We start from the raw sequence: 21,124 nt of genomic DNA, 5'->3' as shown, positions 1-21,124 counted from the left end.
GATCGTCAGTGGGTGAGTTCGGTCAGTCGAGCCCGGGCGGCGTCGATACCGGCTGCGATTCCGGCGACGTCCGATCCCGACCCCTGTGCCAGCTCGGGCTTGCCGCCGCCTCGGCCACCGATGCTCGGACCGAAGGCCGCCACGAGATCGCCTGCCGCGATGCCCGCATCCTGAGCTGCCTTGTTGGTCGAGACCACGAACGGGACCTTGCCGTTCACGGTGCCGAACAGCACCACCACGGCCGGATCCGCGCCCAGCCGCCCTCGGATATCGGTCACCAGGGTGCGCAGGTCGTTGCCGCCGACACCGTCGGGTGCCTGCGCGATCACCGCCCGCAGGTCGCCGAACCGCTCGGCCTTTCCGACGAACTCGCCCGCCGAGGCCAGCACGGCAGCGGCCTTGACCGCGTCGAGTTCCTTCTCCGCGACACGCAGACGCTCGACGAGGGTCTCGATGCGAGCCGGGACCTCCTCGGACGGCACCTTCAGCGAGGACGCGATGCCGGCCAGCAGCGCGCGTTCCTTGGCGAGATAGCGGTAGGAATCGAGGCCGACGAATGCTTCGACTCGGCGCACTCCCGAGCCGACCGATGATTCACCGAGAATGGTGACCGGGCCGATCTGCGACGAGTGCTGCACGTGCGTACCACCGCACAGTTCCATCGAGAACGGTCCGCCGATGTCGACGACGCGCACTTCGTCGCCGTAGTTCTCGCCGAACAGGGCCATCGCGCCCATCTTCTTGGCACTGTCGAGGTCGGTGACCATGGTGTTGACCGCGAAGTCCGAACCGACCGCATCGTTGGCGACATTCTCGATGTCGTCGCGCTGCGCCTCCGAGAGCGCGCCCTGCCACGAGAAATCGAAGCGCAGGTAGCCGGGCTTGTTCAGCGATCCGGCCTGGGTCGCGTTGGGCCCGAGCACCTGTCGCAGCGCCGCGTGCACCATGTGGGTACCCGAGTGGCCCTGAGTCGCACCCTTGCGCCACGCGTGGTCGACGTCGACGTGCACGGTGTCGCCCTCGGTGATCTGGCCCGACTCGACCACGGACTTGTGCGTCCAGACCTTCTTGGCGATCTTCTGCACGTCGTTGACCTTGACGCCGAGGCCGGGTGCGGTGATGGTGCCGATGTCGGCGATCTGACCACCGGACTCGGCGTAGAGCGGGCTGCGGTCGAGGATGATCTCGATGCTCTCGCCCGCAACCGCGGTCGGAACGCGAACACCGTTCTTGATCAAGGCCAATACCGTTGCCTCGGAGCCGAGTTCGTCGAATCCGGTGAACTCGGTCGGCGAACCGTCGACGAAATCCTTGTAGACCGTGAGGTCTGCGTGTGCGTGCTTGCGGGCGCGGGCGTCGTCCTTGGCCCGGGTGCGCTGCTCGGCCATCAGCGACCGGAAACCGTCCTCGTCGACAGACAGGCCGGCCTCGGCGGCCATCTCGAGCGTCAGATCGATCGGGAAACCGTAGGTGTCGTGCAGCGCGAATGCTTCTGCGCCGCCGATCTTCTTCGCGCCCGACGCCTTGACCGCCTCGGCGGCACCCTCGAACAGCCGCGAACCCGAGGTGAGGGTCTTGAGAAACGCCGTCTCCTCCCCCACTGCGACGGTGAGGATGCGATCGAAGTCGGTGACGAGGTTCGGGTAGGACTCGGCCATCGTGTCGCGCACGACGGTGACGAACTGCGCCATCGTCTCGTCCGGGGCACCGAGCAGGCGTGCCGATCGCACGATGCGGCGCAGCAGTCGGCGCAGTACGTAGCCTCGCCCGTCGTTACCGGGGTTGACGCCGTCGGAGATCAGCAGCGCGGCGGTGCGGGCGTGATCGGCGATGACGCGGAAGCGCACGTCGTCGTCGTGGTTGGCACCGTAGGCGCGTCCCGAGAGCTCCTCGGCCTTGGCGATCACCGGCCGGACGAGATCGGTCTCGTAGACGTTGTCCACGCCCTGCAACAGGAAGGCGACGCGCTCGACGCCCATGCCGGTGTCGATGTTCTGCTTCGGCAGCGGACCGAGGATCTCGAAGTCGTCCTTGCTGATTCCCTTGCCGCGTTCGTTCTGCATGAACACGAGGTTCCAGATCTCGATGTACCGATCCTCGTCGGCCTCGGGACCACCCTCGGCACCGAACTCGGGTCCACGGTCGTAGTAGATCTCCGAGCACGGGCCGCAGGGGCCGGGAATGCCCATGGACCAGTAGTTGTCGGCCATTCCTCGACGCTGAATCCGCTCGTCGGGCAGGCCTGCGATCTCCTTCCAGAGTTCGATCGCCTCGTCGTCGTCGAGATATGCAGTGGCCCAGATGCGCTCGGGGTCGAACCCGTACCCACCGTCCTCCACGCTGTCGGTCAACAACGACCAGGCGTGCCGAATCGCGTCGCGCTTGAAGTAGTCACCGAACGAGAAGTTGCCGGCCATCTGGAAGAACGTGTTGTGGCGGGTGGTGATACCGACGTTCTCGATGTCGAGGGTGCGCACGCACTTCTGGACACTCGTCGCCGTCTTGTACGGCGGCGTCTGCTGACCGAGGAAGAACGGCACGAAGGGAACCATGCCCGCGTTGACGAACAGCAGGTTCGGGTCGTCGAGGATCAACGACGCACTGGGTACTTCGGTGTGCCCCGCCTTCACGAAATGGTCGAGGAAACGCCTGCGGATCTCATGGGTCTGCACTGATACAGGTTAGCGTCCGAGACCCTGTGCCGACTCGAGGGCCTATCGGCCTCGGATGATGCGCCGCAGTTTCCCCACCCTGGTCGCGATTTCGCGCTCGGCACCGTGTTCGGTGGGCTCGTAATAGTTCACGCCCACCAGTTCGTCCGGCGGATACTGCTGCCCCAGTACGCCGCCAGGACTGCTGTGCGGGTACCGATACCCGACGGCGTTTCCCAGCCCTTGCGCTCCCTTGTAGTGGCCGTCGCGTAGATGCGGCGGAACCGATCCCGACTTGCCTGCCGCGACGTCGGCCATGGCCGCACCGAGTGCGCCGATCACGGCACCGGACTTGGGCGCGGTCGCCAGGTGAATCGTGGCCTGCGCCAGCGCCAGCCGTGCCTCGGGCATCCCGATCATCTGCACGGCGCTGGCAGCGGCCGTCGCCGTCTGCAGCGCCGTGGGATCGGCCATGCCGATGTCCTCGCTGGCGTGCACGACGAGGCGCCGCGCGATGAACCGCGCGTCCTCGCCTGCCGTGATCATCCGCGCCAGATAGTGCAGGGCGGCGTCGACGTCGGACCCTCTGATCGACTTGATGAACGCACTGATGACGTCGTAGTGCTGGTCTCCGTCGCGGTCGTAGCGCACGGCGGCCTTGTCGACACTGGCCTCGACCGTCGCGAGGTCGAGCGTTCCGTCGGTCGCGGCACCTGCCGCCGCCTCGAGGGCCGTCAACGCTCGTCGGGCGTCACCGGCCGCGAGACGCACCAGATGATCCATCGCGTCCTCGGCGATGGTCACCGCACCGTCGAGTCCGCGCGGATCGTTCGCGGCGCGAGTGAGCAACAACTCGATGTCCTCGGATCCCAGCGGCTGCAACTGCAGAACCAACGATCGGGACAGCAGCGGAGAGACCACCGAGAACGACGGGTTCTCGGTGGTCGCAGCGACCAACAACACGATGCGATTCTCGACGGCTGCCAGCAGTGCATCCTGCTGCGTCTTGGAGAAGCGGTGCACCTCGTCGATGAACAGCACCGTCTGCTCGCCCGAGAGAAGTCGGCGTCGCGCCAGTTCGATGACGTTGCGTACTTCCTTGACTCCGGCCGACAGGGCCGACAGCGCCTCGAACTTGCGTCCGGTCGCGCCCGAGATCAACGACGCCAGCGTCGTCTTGCCGGTTCCCGGTGGACCGTAGAGCATCACCGAGGATGCGCCGGAGCCCTCGACGAGCCGGCGCAGCGGTGCCCCGGGAGCCAACAGATGAGACTGCCCCACCACCTCGTCGAGGCTCGTCGGACGCATGCGCACCGCCAGCGGGGCGTCGGGCCTGATGTAGGTGGACGTCGGACGGGACTCGGCGACCGTGGCCTCCGGTGCCGCAGGCGTCTCGAAGAGTCCGTCGTCGCCGAACTCGTCGCTTCCCGAGATGTCCCCGCCCGAGATGTCACTTCCGAAACCGCCGCTCACCGGTCGAACGCTACCGATCCGACCGCCGGATGCGCGAACGACGTCTTCCTCAGCGCTCCCACTTCGTGCGCAGCGCAGTTCCGACCGACGTCGCGTACTCGGCGATACCGGTCTCGCCGACGCGCGCAGCACTGTCTGCCAGGACCGCCCACCGCGACATCAGCGCCTGCGACCGCGGAACCGACAGATGGTGAGCACGCGCCGCTGCGATGCGGGTGTGATCGTCGGGCAGGAACCAGTAGGTGCTGAGCCATACCCAGATCAGACGCGCGTCGAGGATCTTGCTCGCTAGCGTCGTGTCGTCGGCCAACGCGGGCCAGATTCCCACCACTTCCGAGCGCCACGCGTCGATCATGGCCTGCTCGCGATCGTGCGAGAGCTCGAAGCTGCACAGGCAACCGGGGAACGACGCCAGCGCATAGGTGATGTCGAGGGTGGCGTCACGGAATCCGCCCCACTCGTAATCGAGGAACCGCACACCTTCGTCGTTGACGATGATGTTGTCAGGGCACAGGTCGGACGGGCTGAAGGCACGGAAGGCTCCGTGCGCGAACAACCGCCCGCTGCGAGAGACGCGATCGAGAATCGCATCCGGGGTCGTTCCGACGCCGAGGAGATCGGTCAGCAGGCCGGGAACCTCGGCGAGAGCATCGGGTATCTGGGCGGAGATCCCGTCGGTCGAGTCGGGTTGCCCCACCCGGCGCAGCAGAGCCGCGAAGTCGTCCTCGCGGCCGACGGTGGCGGCGTGCATGCGGCCGAGCGCCTGAGCCATGGCCATCAACGAGTTGGTCACCGCGGCTTCGTCCGAGTTGCGCAGCAGAGTGGTGATGGGACTGGCGTCGCCGAGATCGCTGAGAACCAGCAGCCGCGCATCGAGATCGTAGGCGTGCAGCTCGGGTCCTGGCCTGCTGTCCGTGGCCAGAGCGTTGGCGAACTGGTACGACGCTGCCTCGCGAAGGAAGGCACTGGAACCGGAGATGTCGGCGAGCTCGGCGTGCAGTTCCGATTCGTCGGGCAGGTCGCGAACCTGCTTGATCACCAGGGTGCGGGGCAGCTGAAACGGGTTCTCGGAGACTCGGACTCGCAACACGATCGCTTGGCCGCTACCCCCCAGATTCACCGGGTCGATCAACGTCACCGGAGCTCCGGTGCGTTTGGTGAGGAGTCGCTGAGCTGCTGCTACTACCTCTGATACGGGGTCTGCCAGTGTTGCGGTCATCGATGTCCAAGCTACCCGTTCGGTGTGTTCTGCTGTGCCGTCTCGGTGGCTACGAATGAGAAACGATTGTCCGTTTTGCGGCTTTTCGCACGTTGCATTCGCAGATTCGACCAGATGGTCGGTTACCCCCGGGCCACCGAATTATGCAGGGTTCGCTACTGCGGTGCAACGTCCACCGATACGGCGATGGTGCTCTCTTCCGCCTCGGTGTAGATCACCCCTCGCAATGGAGGTACGTCGGCGTAGTCGCGTCCCCACGCCACGGTCGCGTACCGCTCGTCGACCAGCTGATCGTTGGTGGGATCGAAGGCGAGCCAGCGATCGTTCGGCATCCACACCGCTGCCCACGCGTGGGTCGCGTCGACACCGATCATCCGCTCTTTGCCGGGCGGAGGTTCGGTGGCGAGGTATCCCGACACGTACCGGGCCGCCAGACCCTGGGACCGCAAGCACGCGATGGCAAGGCGAGCGAAGTCCTGACACACCCCTGATCGCGCGGCGAGGACATCGACAACGGTGGTCGAGACCGTCGTCGAACCGGAAAGATAGCGAAAATCGGTGAAGATCCGATGTGTCAGATCGACGATGACGTCCGCCAGCGGTCGACCGGGCCAGAAGCTGGGTGCAGCGTAGGCGCGTACCTCGTCGGTGATCTCCGGGGTCGGCAGATCCAGAGCGAACTCCACAGCCGATGCACGGGCCGGATCCGCAGGCACGTTCGCACCGAACAGCGCCATCCGAGCGGACTCCCAGGATGCCGTCGCCGGCCACGACGTGGTCTCGTCCACCGGGCGCGGATACACCTCGACGAGCGAATCTGCCGTGACGACCAACTTCTCGTGATCGTTCGTCACATGGAAGTACACGTCTTCGTTGCCGTAGACATCCACTCCGAAGGACTGGTCCGTGGGTGGCGGCTCCACCGTGACCGACTTCTCCACGCAGTGCTGCCCGTCCATGTCCCGCGGCGCGAGGAATCCCCGCCCGTAGGACGAGGTCACGCGGTCGGAATACGTGTAGGTGGTGATGTGCTTGATCCGGTACCGACGACTCATCACCGCACCCCGTTCGCAGTTCGGATGTTCGAGCTACCCCACAGCGGCTGCGTGCCACCGGGCAACGACATGTGCGTGGCGAGGACAACGCGAGACAATTCCTCGAGTGAGTCGTGGATGCCGTCCACCAGCTCGATCAACTCCACCCGTCGGCCGTTCGCGTCGACCGATTCCAGATCACCCGGGTCGACCCGCCGCAATCGCACCCGCATCTGCTCGACGAGCTGCTCGGGCCGCGACGTACCCGAGGCGTCGGGCAACGAACCCAGGTCGTCTCGAAGCCGATCGAGCTGGTAGACCAAGGCCCGCGGGTTGCCCTCGTCGAACAACAGCAACTGCGCGACGGCTGCCGGACGCGCGCGCCCACTGTTACGTCTGCGGTAGATCACCGAGGACTCCGCCGCGGACAGCACCGAGTCGATGACCGCCTGTTCGGTGGACGGCGTGAGAGCGTGGCTGAGCGTGGCCGAAAGCAGCGCAGTCAGCTGAAGACCACGCTCGATCCGTTTGCCGGCGTCCATCAGATACCAGCCCGCGTCTCGCACCATCGATTCCGACGCCAAGCCGGCCAGCGCGAGCAGACCACGGAGCACACTCGACTGCGACGACGCCAGTTGTGCGCCGTTGTGAACCGGCGACTCGGCCAGCTCCTCGAGCGCGGTGTCGATGCGGTTCAGAACCGCCCAGGTGTCGTTCGAGAGCTGGTCGCGGACCGCGCGCGCCGCCTGCTGCATCCGATCCACCGATTGCGCCAGCGAACCCATACGTCCCGCCGAGAGCATCAACGAGCGCATCTCCACGATCGCGTCGCCGCGGTTCTTCTCGTCGAGAAATCCCGGCCAGGTGCGCGAGACCTTGGTGACCGCTTCGAGCAGAATCGGCAGACTTTCGCTGCCTTCGAGCCACGGCATCGAGCGGTAGTCCTGATTGCGTTCGCGCGCAGCGATGAGCAATCGAGTCATGTCCTCGGCACGCTCGCTGTAGCGGCCGAACCAGAACAGGTCGCCGAGTACACGTGGAGAGCTGACGACATCGACGTTGGACGCGGCGTACTGCGGCAACTCCTCCACCGTGGCGGGCGGAGTGTGCGGTGCCGAGTCGGCCGGGGTGACCCGTTCCACCGACTTGACCCACACGTCCTTCGACGCCACCGTGATGAGCGGATCGGTGACCGGTGCGGTGAGCACCACCTGCCCCAGACCGCCGCGCATCGGTGTGTACCCGCCGCGCTGCGCAACCGTGAACAGCCGCATCCCCACTTGCGCTGGGGCCACCGACAACTGGGAACCCGATCCGCCGTCGATCGACGAACCGACCGGAGCCAACGAGAACTCGGGGACTTCCTGCCCGGTCCACTTCCACGGCTCGGCGACGATTCGATTCCACAGCTCCCTGGCTGCGACATCGGTGAGATCGTGCCCCACCACCGTGCGACGTGAGGTGGTCGACCGCAGCACCAGCGAACGCAGCCGATTTCCGATGTGCGAGAGCTGGTTCGGATCACCGCCCCAGTACGTCTGCACCGAACCGAGAATCAGGTCCTCGTCCAACAGGGCACGGCTCAACGCCGGAAGCAACGGAAGCAGAGCCGGGTTCTCGAGCACACCGCTACCGAGGGTGTTCACCACGCTCACGGCGCCGCGCCGCAGCACCTCGACCAGACCGACGACACCCAGGTGCGAATCCGGGCGTAGATCGAGTGGGTCGGCGAACTCGGCGTCGACTCGGCGCAGCACCACATCCACCCGACGCAACTTGCCCAGCGACCGCATCCACAGACAACCGTCGCGGACGACGAGATCGGCATTCTCCACGAGAGGAAAGCCGAGAACCGTTGCCAGATAAGCCTGATCGAATGCCGTCTCGGAATGCGAACCGGGACTGAGCACCACCACGACCGGGTTCTCGGCCGATGCGGGAGCCGCGTCGCGAAGCGCCAATCGCACTGCGCGAGCGAACGTCGAGAGCGGCCTGGGATTGCTGGCCTGGAACAACTCGGGCATCGCGCGCGACATCACTCGCCGGTCGGCGAGCGCGTAGCCCACTCCCGACGGTGCCTGCGTGCGGTCGGCGATGACTCGGAATTCGCCGTCGGAACCTCGGGCGACATCGGCGGCGTGCATGAACAGCTGATGCGGCCCCGGAATGGTGATCGCGTGCGCCGTCCGCAGATAGCCCGGGTTGCCGAAGACCAACTCCGGCGGAATCAACCCCCGACGAACGGTTTCCTGGGCACCGTAGATGTCGGTGAGCACCGCGTCGAGCAGCATCGACCGCTGAACCAAACCTGCTTCCAGACGATCCCACTCGTCGGCCGCGACAACCAACGGAACACTGTCCAACCCCCACCGAACAGCACTGGGCACCGCCTCGCTGCCACCCGACGGAATCGGGTTGTACGTGATGCCGTGGTCGTCGACCAGACGGCTCACCCGCGACTGCAACGTCTGCATGGCACCCGGGCCGGCCTCACGCATCCCGTCGACCAACTCCGCCCAATGCGGACGCACGGCGTCGTCGGCGTCGAGCATCTCGTCGAACCGATCGACGCGACCGCTCACGGCCTCGCGCCGACCGCGATACGCGAGCCACGGCAACCCGGCTCCGGTCGACACTTCTTCGTTCCTGCCGGCTCCACTCGAAACATCATCGTTCCTGCCGGCTCCACTCGAAACATCATCGTTCCTGCCGGCTCCACTCAGGGTGGTATCCACGGGCACCATCGAGCCGTTGTTCCTTCCGTCGGTCGATCACACTCCGCCGCCGGGTGACTTCGCTGCCTGCGGAACCACCCGATACGCGTCGGACCGAGATCGCTACCGGTCGACTCGTTCTCCTGTGCAGTCGCGCGTCAGGACGTGATGACTCCGGTCCGGCGCAGGTCGAGCATGCCGGGCGCGGACACATCGATCGCTTGGCGAGCGTGCATCTCGAGCAATCTTGCTACGTCCACCTTGCCCGAGGTGAACCCGCCCTCCTCGAAGCGGCCGTTGCGGCGTGCTTCGGCTTCCACCGAGTTGACGGGAGGCCCCTCGTACGAGCGACCGCCCGGGTGCACGACGTGGTACGAGCACCCACCGACCGCGCGTCCGGTCTGCATTTCCACCAGATCGAAACGCAGTGGACTCTGCACCTCGATCGTCGGGTGCAGTGCACTCGGCGGCTGCCAAGCGCGGTAACGCACGCCGGCGACCTGCACGTCCTGACGCTCGGTGCGCAACATCGGCACCGGCACCCCGTTGCACGTCACCATGTATCGGCCCGCGTCGGCTCCGGCGACCTGAACCTGGATTCGTTCCACCGAAGAGTCCACGTACCGCGCGGTGCCCGAGGACGTCGACTCCTCGCCGAGGGTGTTCCATGGCTCGATCGCGCCACGCAATTCGATCTCGGCGTCCCCGACCACGGTGGTACCGATTCGGGGGAAACGGAATTCGGTGAACGGATCGAGCCAACTGGTGTCGAAATCGATGCCGTGCTCACGGAGGTCCTCGACGACACGACCGATATCGTTGATGACGAAGTGCGGCAACATGTACCGACCGTGCAGGTTGGCACCGTGCCGGATGAGAGGTGCTTTCAGCGGGGTGTCCCAGAACCGCGAGACCATCGATCGCACGAGCAGTGACTGCACCATCGCCATCTGATGGTGCGGCGGCATCTCGAACCCGCGCAGTTCGAGCAGTCCCAATCGTCCGCGAGTGGAGTCGGGACTGTAGAGCTTGTCGATGCAGAACTCGGCGCGGTGGGTGTTGCCGGTGATGTCGGTGAGCAGGTGCCGCAGCGCTCGGTCGACGACCCAGGGCGACGCCGATCGGTCGGCCCCGGTCAGTCGTTCGATCTCGCTGAACGCGACCTCGAGCTCGTAGAGCGATTCCTCGCGGCCCTCGTCGGCGCGAGGAGCCTGCGACGTGGTGCCGATGAAGCGGCCCGAGAACAGGTACGACAGCGACGGGTGCCGCTGCCAGTGAGTCAGCAGCGAGACCAGCAGGTCCGGTCGACGCAGAACGGGTGAATCCACCGGCGTCACGCCGCCGAGGGTGATGTGGTTTCCACCGCCCGTTCCACGAGTGGTGCCGTCGTTGTCGAATCCCTCTGTGCTCAAGCGGGACTGACGCGCCTCTAGGTAGAGACGCTCCATCAGCTCGTTCTGTTCGGCCCACGAGGAGGTCGGTTGCACGTTGACCTCGATCACACCGGGATCCGGTGTGACGGTGAGGGTTTGGATACGCGGATCGGACGGCGGACCGTAGCCCTCGATCACGACGGGCGTGCTGATGGTCGACGCCGCCTGCTCGACGCGTGAAACGAGGTCGACGAAGTCGTCCAACCGATCCATCGGCGGCATAAACACGTGCAGGACGCCGTCACGGACCTCGGCGACCAGCGCGGTGACGGCGGTGCCACCCACCCCGGAGGTCTCGTTCACCAACTGCGCGTACCGCGACTCGGCCGGGTTCACCGCACGCGGCGGTTGCTGGGTCAGCTGCGGTGTGGGCAGATCCGCCTTGGGAGCGGTGGGGTCCGCCGGGTTCTCGACGGGTCCGCCGTCCCAGGAGATCGCTCGCAGTGGCAGCCGCAGCCCCGCGGGAGAATCGCCTTCCAACAACACTATTCGGCCACGGCGCAACTTCCAGTCCGAGCTCTCCCAGCCGGACCCGTCATCGGTACGGGAGATGGGCAGCACGAAGGCCGCAGGCTCGTCGGTGCTGGCATCGAGCCGTTCGAGCAGTCGTTTTCTGGCGTCCGCGGAATCGGCTCCCGGTTCGAGATCCTCGTCGTCGGCGGGCGGGTCACCGTAGGGCTGGCGAACCAGATCCAACAGTTTCACCAACGGGTCCTCGTAGGCGGGACGCGCTTGTGAGGCAGGCAGTCCGAGCGCCTTGACCAACTCGTCGATCAGTTCCTGCGACGCCGAGTTGTCCACCGGCTCCGGGCGCAGATCTTCCGCCAACCAGGGATCGGCGATCAGGTCGGAGTCGTGCCAGAGGGCTTGACCGTCGGTGCGCCAGAACAGTCCCACCTGCCACCGCGGCAGGGGTTCACCGGGGTACCACTTGCCCTGACTGCGCTGCACCAGACCGTCCGGTGCGTAGATGGTGCGAAGCCGTTCGGCGAGCACACTGGCCAGCTTGCGCTTGTGTGGGCCATCGGCCGTGGTGTTCCACTCGGGCGCTTCCTGATTCTCGATCGCCACGAACGTGGGCTCGCCGCCGACGGTCAATCGAATGTCCTGATCGAGCATCCGCTTGTCGATCTTCTCGGCTGTCGCCTTGATCGACTCCCACTGCTCGGCGGTGTAGGGCAAGGTCGTTCGCGGATCCTCGTGGACGCGCACGACGGTGTTAGAGAAGTCGAGTTCGGCCTTGCACTTGCTCGTCGCACCGGAGATGGCGGCGGCAGTCGACGGGTGCGGCGTCGCCGACAGTGGGATGTGGCCTTCGCCGGCGAACAGGCCGGAGGTCGGATCCATCCCGACCCAGCCCGCACCGGGGAGATAGACCTCGGTCCAGGCGTGGAGATCGGTGAAATCCTCCACCGGCCCGGACGGGCCGTCCAACGACTTGACGTCGGAGGACAACTGCACCAGGTAACCCGACACGAAGCGCGCCGCCAGACCCACCTGACGCAGTACCGACACCAGCAACCATGCCGAGTCGCGGCACGACCCTACGGCGGACGTCAGGGTCAGATCAGGGGTCTGCACTCCGGGTTCCATGCGCACGGAGTACCCGACGTCCCCCATGACGGCCTGGTTTGCCATCACGAGAAAATCGATGGTGCGCAACGATTCTCCGCGCTCGACGACGGCCGCCTGCAGCTTCTCCACCCAGGCCGAGACCACCGGGCCGGGTCCGGATCCGGCCTTGCCCTCGTCCACCGGGCGCAGGTACGGCTCGAGGTCGGGAAGGTCGTGCTCTTCGTATGCAAAACCGAAGTGCTCGGCCCATTCCTCGACGAAGAAGTCGAGGGGATTGATCGACGCCATGTCCGCGACGAGTCCGACGGTGATCGACAGATGGTCGGTTCGCTCGGGGAAGACCACCCGAGCGAGAAAGTTTCCGAACACGTCCTGCTGCCAGTTGACGAAATGCTCCGCCGGTTCGATCTTCAGCGAGTACGCCTCGATCGGTGTACGCGAATGCGGTGCCGGTCGCAGCCGAATTTCGTGCGGAAAGATCTTGACGGTGCGGTCGAATTTGTAGCTGGTGCGGTGTTCGAGTGCAACCTTGATGCCCACGGCGAGCCCCTCGTGATAGTCCCGGTATGGGTAGAACACCCAACCCTAGTAGGACCGGGCCCGGTGCGCTCGGCGAGAAATCGTGTCCGAAATGTACTGACCGGGCGGGTGTGTACTGCTTGACACCCTCTTCGTGGTGCGGTTCGCTCAGCGAGAATCGAGTATTCGTTCGACGCACGCCACACTTTGCAACCAAAGGGAATCTCGTGAGCGACAATCCACCCAACGGACCGCAGTACGGCTCGGATCCGAACCAACCCCAGTACCCCACGAATCCGGCGTCCGGTTACCCGCCACCCGGCAACTACCCACCCCCGGGCAACTACCCACCGCCGCCCGTGGGTGGCAACGCGGCATTCGGAATGGGCTCGCAGTTGCCCGGCGGCGCGCAGCCAGGCAGCCTCGGATCACGGTTCGCGGCCCGCTTCGTGGACGGGCTGATTCTCGCTGTCGTGCAGATCATCCTGTACGTGATTCTCCCGAGCGGGTTCTTCGGATCATTCTTGTTCGGCCTCGCGGCGGCGCTTCTCGGGTTCGCGTACTTCACACTGCTCGAGTCCTCCCGCGGCCAGACCCTGGGCAAACAGGCCCTCGGATTGCGCACCCTCGGTGCAACGGGCGGACTGCCCACGCAGGCCGAGGCAGCCAAGCGCAACGCATTCATGCTGCTGAACATCGTGCCGTTGCTCGGCAGTTTCCTGGTGATCGTGGCGTACATCGTCATTGCGGTGACCATCAACTCGAGCCCGACCAAGCAGGGCAAGCACGACGAGATCGCCGGCGGAACCCAGGTCATCAGCATCTCGTAACAACCCGTCCACGCACGAGCGGACCTCCGAAGTTCCTGGAGGCCCGCTCGTCTGCGTTCGGGTGTTCCCGGACCTCGGTGCTGCAGAGCACCCCACTCGTCCCGACCACAGACCAGGAGAACGACGTGAGCGACAACTCGACCGACGAACCGCGGCCCGGCGAGGGATCCGATCCCGACCGCCCCGAAACGCCGAACACTCCCCCGCCGAACACGGGAAACACCCCATCGCCTCCTGGTGGTCAGTACCAGCCCCCGCCCGGAAACTACCCGCCTCCCGGCGGCTACCCATCTCCGGACAACTACCCACCGCAGGGCAACTACCCACAGCAGGGTGGTTACCCGCCTCCCGGTGGCTACCCACCCCCGCCCGGAAACTTTCCACCGCAGGGCGGCGCACCCGGCGGCTATCCGCCGCCTCCCGGGGCGTACCCACCGCCTCCCGGCAATTACGGCAACCAGGGGTACGGGCACACGCCCCTGGGTCCCAATCCCGGTCGTCTGGACGCAGGCGCGGCGCTGAGCTACGGGTTCGCGAAGTTCAAGGCCAACGTCGGCCCGTGGCTGGGCATCACCGCCATCGTCTGGGCCGTCAGCGCTATCGGACTCGCCGTGATCTTCGTCTCGACGTTCAGCGCAGCAATGGCAGCCGCCGACGCCGGCGACACGACCTTCACGACCACGACATCCGGGGTGGCCATCGTCATGACGGCCATTGCCACGTTCGCGTCGTATTTCGTCAACGCCGCCTATGTTCGCGGAGCTTTGGACGAGACCGGTGCACCCGAGAAGCCGTCCTTCGGGCGGTTCTTTCAACTCACCAACGTCGGGCAGATCGCCATCCTGGCGTTGATCTGGACCGTCGTCAGCGTGGTGTTCAGTTTCATCCCGTTCCTCGGAACGGTCCTTCTGCTCGTGATCGGCTTCCTGGCCAACTTCGCCCTGACGTTCCTGATCGATCGGAACCAGTCGGCGATCGAATCCATCAAGTCCAGTGTCGACCTGACCGTCAAGAACTTCGGCCCGCTGCTGCTGCTCCTCCTGCTGTTGGCCGCGATCAACATCGTCGGTGCTCTGCTGTGTGGCCTCGGTTTGCTCTTCACCATTCCGATTTCGGTGATCGCCACCAACTACGCGTACCGCGTCCTGACCGGCGGTCCGCTGTCCCCCGCACGCTGACCCGACTGCTCCCGAACAGACGAATGTCCCCGTAGCGCAGAGCGTTACGGGGACATTCGTCTTCGAACCTTCTCAGGCTTCGGCCGGTTCTTCCTTCTTCTCCGGCTTGAAGTCGACGCCCGATTCCTTACGCTGCTGCGGCGTGATCGGTGCGGGTGCATCGGTCAACGGGTCGATGCCGCCACCGGACTTCGGGAACGCTATGACCTCACGGATGGAATCGACTCCGGCGAGCAGCGCAGTGATGCGATCCCAGCCGAACGCGATGCCGCCGTGCGGCGGTGCGCCGTAGGAGAAGGCATCGAGGAGGAAGCCGAACTTCTCCTGAGCTTCTTCCTTGCCGATACCCATGATCGCGAACACCCGTTCCTGAATGTCCTTGCGGTGGATACGAATACTGCCACCGCCGATCTCGTTGCCGTTGCAGACGATGTCGTAGGCGTAGGCCAGAGCAGATCCGGGGTCGGTGTCGAACGTGTCCATCGACTCCGGCTTGGGCGACGTGAAGGCGTGGTGCACTGCAGTCCACGCACCTGACCCGACGGCCACGTCGCCACTGGCGGTGGCGTCGGACGTGGGCTCGAACAACGGAGCGTCGACGACCCACACGAACGCCCATGCCTCCGGGTCGATCAGGTCGAGCTTGCGAGCGATCTCGCCGCGCACTGCACCGAGCAATCCACGTGATGCCTTGACCGGGCCCGCGGAGAAGAAGATCGCGTCGCCGTTGTTCGCACCGACGTGTGCTGCAAGGCCGTCGCGCTCGGCGTCGGTCAGGTTCTTGGCAACCGGGCCGCCCAGCGTGCCGTCCTCACCGACGAGAACGTACGCGAGGCCCTTGTGGCCTCGCTGCTTGGCGAATTCCTGCCACCGGTCGAGCTGCTTTCGGGGCTGGCTCGCGCCACCGGGCATGACGACCGCGCCGACGTACGGGGCCTGGAACACTCGGAACGTGGTGTCGGAGAAGAAGTCCGTGCATTCGACCAGTTCGATGTCGAAGCGGAGGTCGGGCTTGTCCGAACCGTAGCGACGCATCGCCTCGGCGTAGGTGATCCGTGGAATCGGAGCCGTGAAGTGGTGGCCGACGAGCTTCCACAGCGAGGCCAGGATCTCCTCGGCCAGCAGGATGACGTCGTCCTGGGTGACGAAGCTCATCTCGACGTCGAGCTGCGTGAACTCCGGCTGACGGTCGGCGCGGAAATCCTCGTCTCGGTAGCACCGAGCAATCTGGTAGTACCGCTCGATGCCGCCGACCATGAGCAGCTGCTTGAACAGCTGCGGACTCTGCGGCAGAGCGTAGAAGCTACCCGGCTGCAACCTCGCCGGCACCAGGAAGTCGCGGGCACCCTCGGGGGTGGATCGCGTGAGCGTCGGAGTCTCGACCTCGACGAACTCGTGATGCGCGAGCACCGATCGGGCCGCAGCGTTGACGTGCGAGCGCAGGCGAATGGCACGCCCGGGGCCCTCACGACGCAGATCGAGGTAGCGGTACTTCAGACGCGCTTCTTCACCCGGCTGGTCGTCGAGCTGGAACGGCAGCGGTGCGGCCTCGGACAGAACCTCGATCTCGGAGGCCTCGACCTCGATCGCGCCGGTCGGGATCTCGTAGTTGGCGTTGCCCTCGGGGCGGCCTTCGACCTTGCCGGTCACCTTCACGACGTATTCGGCGCGCAGGCGGTGCGCCTGCTCGAGTGCTGCTCCCTCGCGGAAGACGACCTGGGACACACCGGACGCGTCGCGCAGATCGATGAAGATGACGCCGCCGTGATCGCGTCGGCGGGCCACCCATCCCGTCAGCGTCACGGTTCGGTCGACGTGCTCGGGGCGTAATGAGCCGGCGAGGTGGGTGCGCAGCACGGGTGTCCTTTCGAGAAAAATCCGCTGATCGTGTTCTTCGCTCACCGATCCTACGGAGCACATGACCGTAGAAGGAAACGAGATCGCGCCGCGGCGTGCGAAGCTATGGCCGACAGCAGCGATGTGTGTTCTCGCCACAGGGTGGGAGCTCGGCGGAGAGGAACTCGGGCATGACCTTCAGAGAAGGCTCGCGATCGCAACCGGGCCGAGTCTCGGTCGGCGGCGGAAGTGGCGGCGGACGCGGCAAGTTGGCCATCGGTGGCGGAGCGGGTGGCTTGGTCATCATCGTCCTTGCCCTGTTGTTCGGCGGCGACCCGGGGGCCATCCTCAACCAGATCAGCGGTGGCGACAGTTCCGCTGGACAAAGCGACTCCGGGTCGTCCGGAACGCTCGACTGTGACGTCACAGAAGCGAACAGCAATGTCGACTGCCGAGTCGACTTCACGGTCGCGAGCTTGGATACCGTGTGGGAATCGCAACTGCAGTCGCAGACCGGTGTCGCTTACGTGCAGCCCGACGTGCGACTGTTCTCCGGATCGACGAACACGGGGTGCGGCAACGCCACCAGCGCCGTCGGGCCGTTCTACTGCCCGGCCGATTCCACCGCCTACTTCGATACGAGCTTCTTTCAGGTTCTCGTCGACCAGTTCGGCTCCAGCGGCGGCCCGTTGGCGCAGGAGTACGTGGTGGCGCACGAGATCGGCCACCACCTGCAGAACCAACTGGGCGACATCGGCCGCGCCCAGGCCGATCCGCAGGGACCCGAGTCCGGTGGCGTCAAAGTGGAGTTGCAGGCCGACTGCTACGCGGGAATCTGGGCGCACTACGCAGCCGACACCGTCGATCCGGACACCGGGGTTCCGTTCCTCGAGCCGCTGACCACCACCGACATCGACGACGCCCTCTCCGCGGCATCGTCGGTGGGCGACGACCGAATTCAGCAGGCATCCACGGGCAGCGTCAACCCCGAGGGCTGGACTCACGGTTCGTCCGCGCAGCGACAGGCGTGGTTCACCGCGGGCTACGAGACCGGACAGGTGGCGGCCTGCGACACGTTCGCGGCACGCGATCTGAACAATCCCTGAACCGGCACCGATCAGAACAGGGTGAGAGCGGGCCCCGAGGTCACCAGTTCTCGGGAATCGGCCGGCTCGTTGGCGGGCAGCGAGCGGGTCTGCTCTGCGGCGAACCCGTAGGTGTCGAGCAGCGGATCGATTCTGGCTTTCAGCCACTGCTTGTACTCGGGAGTCACGTACGCCCCGTGTCCGTAGAGCTGACGGTATCGACGCACCAACGCGGGGTGTTCCTTCACCAGCCAGCTCATGTACCAGTCCTTGGTGCTCGAACGCAGATGCATCGGCAGGGCCGTCACGGTCGTCGCACCGGCCTCGGCCAGGGCACCGATCAGACCGTCCAGTTGCTTGGCCCCGTCGGTGAGAAACGGAATGACCGGTGCCACCAGAACCCCGCAGTCCAGTCCCGCATCACGTACCGCACGAATGAGGTCCAATCGCGCTCGCGGACTGGGGGTTCCGGGCTCGAGCTGCTTCTGCAGGTCGGCGTCGTGAATGGCCAGGCTGATGCTCACCTGCACGTCGACCTGCTGCGCGGCGAGCGTCAACAGGGGCAGATCACGCCGCAGCAAGGTGCCCTTGGTGAGAATCGAGAACGACGTGCCCGATTCGGTCAGTGCCCGAATGATGCCGGGCATCAACCGATATCGACCCTCCGCGCGTTGGTAGGGGTCGGTGTTGGTACCGAGGGCCACCGGCTCCCGTTTCCACGACCGGCGCGAGAGTTCCTTGCGCAGTACCGCCGCCACGTTCGTCTTCACGACGATCTGCGTGTCGAAATCGTTGCCGGAGTCCAGATCCAGATATTCGTGCGTCGGGCGAGCGAAGCAGTACCGGCATGCGTGTGAGCACCCACGCATCGGATTGACGGTCCAGGAGAACGGCACCTGCGATTCGCTCGGCACCTCGTTCAGGGCGCTCTTGCACAGCACCTCGTGGAAGGTGATGCCCTCGAACTCGGGCGTCTGCACGCTTCGGACCAGCCCGGACCGCTCGAGCCCCGGGAGCGCCCCGTCGTCCGCGGCGTCGAGAGTCTGACCGGCCCATCGCATGCACACAGTCGAACATTTGTTCTATGTCGTGTCAAGGCCGGCCGACCCCGCCGGTACCCGCTCGGGTGTGGTCACCGGAGGGCGATAGCGTAGGCCCACAGTCGATCCTAGGAGTGCACCGCCGTGACCGCCCCGAACACACCGACCCTCGAACCCATTCTGCGTCTCGGCCTCACGCTGGGACCGGGAATCGACATCGGTTCGGTACCCGCCGGTGAGCGGGTGGTCACCACCGTGCTCGGCGGCGCAGCTCCCGGCCCCGACATCGAGGGCACCCTCGCAGCAGGGTCGACCGTCGTCAGCGTCACTCGGCCGGACGGATGCACCGAGTTCAGCAGCGATCTCGTTCTCGAATTGGCGACCGGCGGTTACCTCTCGCTCGACTACCGCGGGGTTCAGTTCGGGCCTGCCGACGTCATCGACGCTCTGAACGATCCCGAACGTGAGGTCGATCCCGCCACCTACTACTTCCGCGGCACCCTCAGCGTGTCGACCGCAGTTCCGAAGTTCACCTATCTCAACCGCGCACTCGTCGTCACGTCCGGATCTCGCTCCGCCGAAGCCGTCGTGCTCGACGCCTTCCTGGTCACCTGACCACGACTCAGTCGAGCAGCTGAGCGACCTCACGGTCGGTCAGCGTCGCCTGCGGAGTTCGTCCTTTGCTCCGGACGAGTTCGACGGCGCGGTAGAGCGGCCGTTGGTCGAGTCCGGCGTCGCGTGCCTCGGCGCGCAGCTGATCCACCAGCACCGATGCGATCGCCGCGGCAGGCACCAGCTCGGTGGTCCACAGGGAGTCGGCGAGGGTGCGTAACGCGAGAATCGGCAGTTCACGGCCCCCATCCCTGGTGTAGAGCGCTAGGGGAAGCACGATGTGGGTACGCCCGTCGTAGAGCCGCAGCGAGATCTGATCGATTCCGGCCGTCCGAATCGTCAGTTCGGCCGTCACCACCTCCGGCATCTTCAGCCGGCGAGTGCGCAACCCCCGCGCGCACAGTTGCGGGCCGTCGAGCCACACCCGTCGGCGCAGACCGAGCCAACCCGACAGTACTGCGGGACCGCCGACGATCACCCCGACGAGAACTGCAACCCATACCGGCGCGAACAGCGCCAGGACGACGGCGAGAAGAATCCCGATCGCGGCCGACCCGACGATGATCTTGCGCAGGCGCGGTGCCAGGAACTCCACCGAGACCAGGTCCAGGGCTACCGGCCCCGCATTGGACCCGGAGTCACCGGGCCGAGGATCACCGGCCAAGGCGCGCTCCGAGGGCATCGACCACGTCGGCCATCGGAACGGTCTCCTGCTCGCCGTTCGAAAGGTCTTTCATCAGAACCGATTCCGCAGCCAATTCCTGGTCGCCGAGCACCAACGCGAACCGCGCGCCGGATCGGTCGGCGGCCTTCATGGCACCCTTGATTCCGCGATTTCCGTAGGCCATGTCCACGGCTATTCCTCGTTCGCGAAGCTGAGCCGCGATGTCGACGATCGCCAGCTTGGCACCGGCCCCCATCGGAACGCCGAAGACCTGGCATCGTGCCGTCGCGCCCGCGGTCTTGCCCTCGGCGGCGAGTGCCAGCACTGTGCGATCGACGCCGAGACCGAACCCGATTCCGGAGAGCGCCTGCCCACCGAGCTGTTCCATCAATCCGTCGTAGCGTCCACCGCCGCCGATGCCCGATTGTGCGCCGAGCCCGTCGTGCACGAATTCGAACGTCGTCTTGGTGTAGTAGTCGAGGCCACGCACCATCCGCGGATTCACCAGGTACGGAACGTTCATCACGTCCAGGTATGCCAGCACTTCGTCGAAGTGTTCCTTCGCCGAATCGGAGAGGTGATCGAGCATCAACGGCGCGTCCGCGGTCATTTCACGCACCTCGGGCCGCTTGTCGTCGAGCACCCGCAGTGGGTTGATCTCGGCGCGTCGACGGGTGTCCTCGTCGAGGGGAAGGGCGAACAGGAACTGCTGCAACAGCTCTCGGTACTGCGGGCGGCAGGTGTCGTCACCGAGCGAGGTGATCTCGAGTCGGAACCCGGTGAGCCCGAGGGCACGGAAACCGGCATCGGCCACGGCGATGACCTCGGCGTCCAGCGCCGGGTCGTCGACGCCGATCGCCTCGACACCAACCTGCTGCAGCTGCCGGTACCGCCCGGCCTGTGGGCGCTCGTAACGGAAGAACGGCCCGGCGTAGGCGAGCTTGACCGGCAGTGCTCCCCGATCCAGACCGTGCTCGATCACCGCGCGCATGACCCCTGCGGTGCCCTCGGGGCGCAGCGTCACCGATCGGTCTCCACGATCGGCGAACGTGTACATCTCCTTGCTCACCACATCGGTCGACTCCCCGACCCCGCGGGCGAACAGGCCGGTGTCCTCGAAGATCGGCAGTTCGATGTGGCCGTAGCCGGCGTTGCGGGCCGCGTCGAGCAGCCCTTCGCGAACGGCGACGAACTCGGCCGAGTTCGGGGGAAAATAATCGGGAATCCCCTTGGGGGCGGAAAAGGCGGTCGGCTTGCTCAC

General features: G+C 65.8%; 14 protein-coding genes. 4 read left to right on the top strand and 10 right to left on the bottom strand.

Annotated elements, in window-relative coordinates; translation table 11 throughout:
* Positions 1-5 precede the first annotated feature (5 nt).
* The 6 genes from alaS to CH302_RS07110 form a co-directional block, all read right to left on the bottom strand.
* The gene (gene alaS / locus CH302_RS07135; protein ID WP_037189410.1) at positions 6-2,672 is read right to left on the bottom strand and encodes an alanine--tRNA ligase; all 2,667 of its coding nucleotides are present in this window, start codon (positions 2,670-2,672) and stop codon (positions 6-8) included.
* A gap of 42 nt (positions 2,673-2,714) precedes the next feature.
* The gene (locus CH302_RS07130) at positions 2,715-4,124 is read right to left on the bottom strand and encodes a replication-associated recombination protein A (RefSeq protein ID WP_176460657.1); all 1,410 of its coding nucleotides are present in this window, start codon (positions 4,122-4,124) and stop codon (positions 2,715-2,717) included.
* Positions 4,125-4,173: 49 nt separating this feature from the next.
* The gene (locus CH302_RS07125) at positions 4,174-5,343 is read right to left on the bottom strand and encodes a kinase (RefSeq protein ID WP_037189411.1); all 1,170 of its coding nucleotides are present in this window, start codon (positions 5,341-5,343) and stop codon (positions 4,174-4,176) included.
* Positions 5,344-5,498: 155 nt separating this feature from the next.
* Positions 5,499-6,398 (bottom strand): transglutaminase family protein, encoded by a 900-nt coding sequence (locus CH302_RS07120; protein WP_037189412.1) that lies wholly within the window; start codon positions 6,396-6,398, stop codon positions 5,499-5,501.
* Positions 6,398-9,121, bottom strand: a complete 2,724-nt coding sequence (locus CH302_RS07115) for a circularly permuted type 2 ATP-grasp protein (RefSeq protein ID WP_082323585.1) — start codon at positions 9,119-9,121, stop codon at positions 6,398-6,400. Before CH302_RS07115 ends, CH302_RS07120 begins: the two co-directional genes overlap by 1 nt.
* 128 nt (positions 9,122-9,249) lie before the next feature.
* Positions 9,250-12,639 carry a transglutaminase family protein gene (locus tag CH302_RS07110; RefSeq protein ID WP_037190057.1) on the bottom strand — a complete coding sequence of 1,130 codons (3,390 nt, stop codon included), beginning with the start codon at positions 12,637-12,639 and terminating at the stop codon, positions 9,250-9,252.
* 206 nt (positions 12,640-12,845) lie between these two features.
* Here CH302_RS07110 and CH302_RS07105 point away from each other — a divergent pair, with 206 nt between their 5' ends.
* Together CH302_RS07105 and CH302_RS07100 are read left to right on the top strand one after the other, a co-directional pair.
* The gene (locus tag CH302_RS07105; protein ID WP_230596213.1) at positions 12,846-13,448 is read left to right on the top strand and encodes an RDD family protein; all 603 of its coding nucleotides are present in this window, start codon (positions 12,846-12,848) and stop codon (positions 13,446-13,448) included.
* Positions 13,449-13,573: 125 nt separating this feature from the next.
* Entirely contained in the window at positions 13,574-14,626 is a 1,053-nt protein-coding gene (locus CH302_RS07100; RefSeq protein WP_037190061.1) for a hypothetical protein, read from the top strand.
* Between the two features lie 72 nt (positions 14,627-14,698).
* On the opposite strand, the gene aspS is transcribed toward CH302_RS07100, so the two are convergent.
* Entirely contained in the window at positions 14,699-16,483 is a 1,785-nt protein-coding gene (aspS, locus tag CH302_RS07095; protein ID WP_037189413.1) for an aspartate--tRNA ligase, read from the bottom strand.
* 170 nt (positions 16,484-16,653) lie between these two features.
* Between aspS and ypfJ the strand changes: the two genes are divergently transcribed.
* Complete coding sequence (gene ypfJ, locus CH302_RS07090; RefSeq protein WP_037189414.1) at positions 16,654-17,568, top strand: KPN_02809 family neutral zinc metallopeptidase; 915 nt, start codon at positions 16,654-16,656, stop codon at positions 17,566-17,568.
* Positions 17,569-17,579: 11 nt separating this feature from the next.
* Here the strand turns inward: ypfJ and CH302_RS07085 are convergent, their stop codons facing one another.
* Complete coding sequence (locus CH302_RS07085) at positions 17,580-18,608, bottom strand: Rv2578c family radical SAM protein (RefSeq protein ID WP_037189415.1); 1,029 nt, start codon at positions 18,606-18,608, stop codon at positions 17,580-17,582.
* 123 nt (positions 18,609-18,731) lie between these two features.
* Between CH302_RS07085 and CH302_RS07080 the strand changes: the two genes are divergently transcribed.
* Complete coding sequence (locus CH302_RS07080; protein ID WP_037189416.1) at positions 18,732-19,202, top strand: DUF3237 domain-containing protein; 471 nt, start codon at positions 18,732-18,734, stop codon at positions 19,200-19,202.
* Positions 19,203-19,209: 7 nt separating this feature from the next.
* Here CH302_RS07080 and CH302_RS07075 read toward each other — a convergent pair whose 3' ends face one another.
* A complete protein-coding gene (locus CH302_RS07075) occupies positions 19,210-19,881 on the bottom strand; it encodes a hypothetical protein (RefSeq protein WP_230596214.1) in 672 nt (223 codons plus the stop codon).
* Entirely contained in the window at positions 19,853-21,124 is a 1,272-nt protein-coding gene (gene hisS, locus CH302_RS07070) for a histidine--tRNA ligase (protein WP_037189417.1), read from the bottom strand. The genes CH302_RS07075 and hisS overlap by 29 nt, the downstream gene beginning before the upstream one ends.

Source organism: Rhodococcus sp. 15-2388-1-1a (assembly GCF_002259145.1).
Lineage (GTDB): Bacteria > Actinomycetota > Actinomycetes > Mycobacteriales > Mycobacteriaceae > Rhodococcoides.
Note: the sequence above shows the minus strand (reverse complement) of the source record. Positions and strands in the feature narration are given on the sequence as shown.

Bases quoted from the DNA above. Each gene is read 5' to 3' on its own strand.
- CH302_RS07125 (WP_037189411.1), bottom strand. From the start codon at position 5,343: ATGACCGCAACACTGGCAGACCCCGTATCAGAGGTAGTAGCAGCAGCT.
- CH302_RS07120 (WP_037189412.1), bottom strand. From the start codon at position 6,398: ATGAGTCGTCGGTACCGGATCAAGCACATCACCACCTACACGTATTCC.
- CH302_RS07115 (WP_082323585.1), bottom strand. From the start codon at position 9,121: ATGGTGCCCGTGGATACCACCCTGAGTGGAGCCGGCAGGAACGATGAT.
- ypfJ (WP_037189414.1), top strand. From the start codon at position 16,654: ATGACCTTCAGAGAAGGCTCGCGATCGCAACCGGGCCGAGTCTCGGTC.
- CH302_RS07085 (WP_037189415.1), bottom strand. From the start codon at position 18,608: ATGCGATGGGCCGGTCAGACTCTCGACGCCGCGGACGACGGGGCGCTC.
- CH302_RS07075 (WP_230596214.1), bottom strand. From the start codon at position 19,881: ATGCCCTCGGAGCGCGCCTTGGCCGGTGATCCTCGGCCCGGTGACTCC.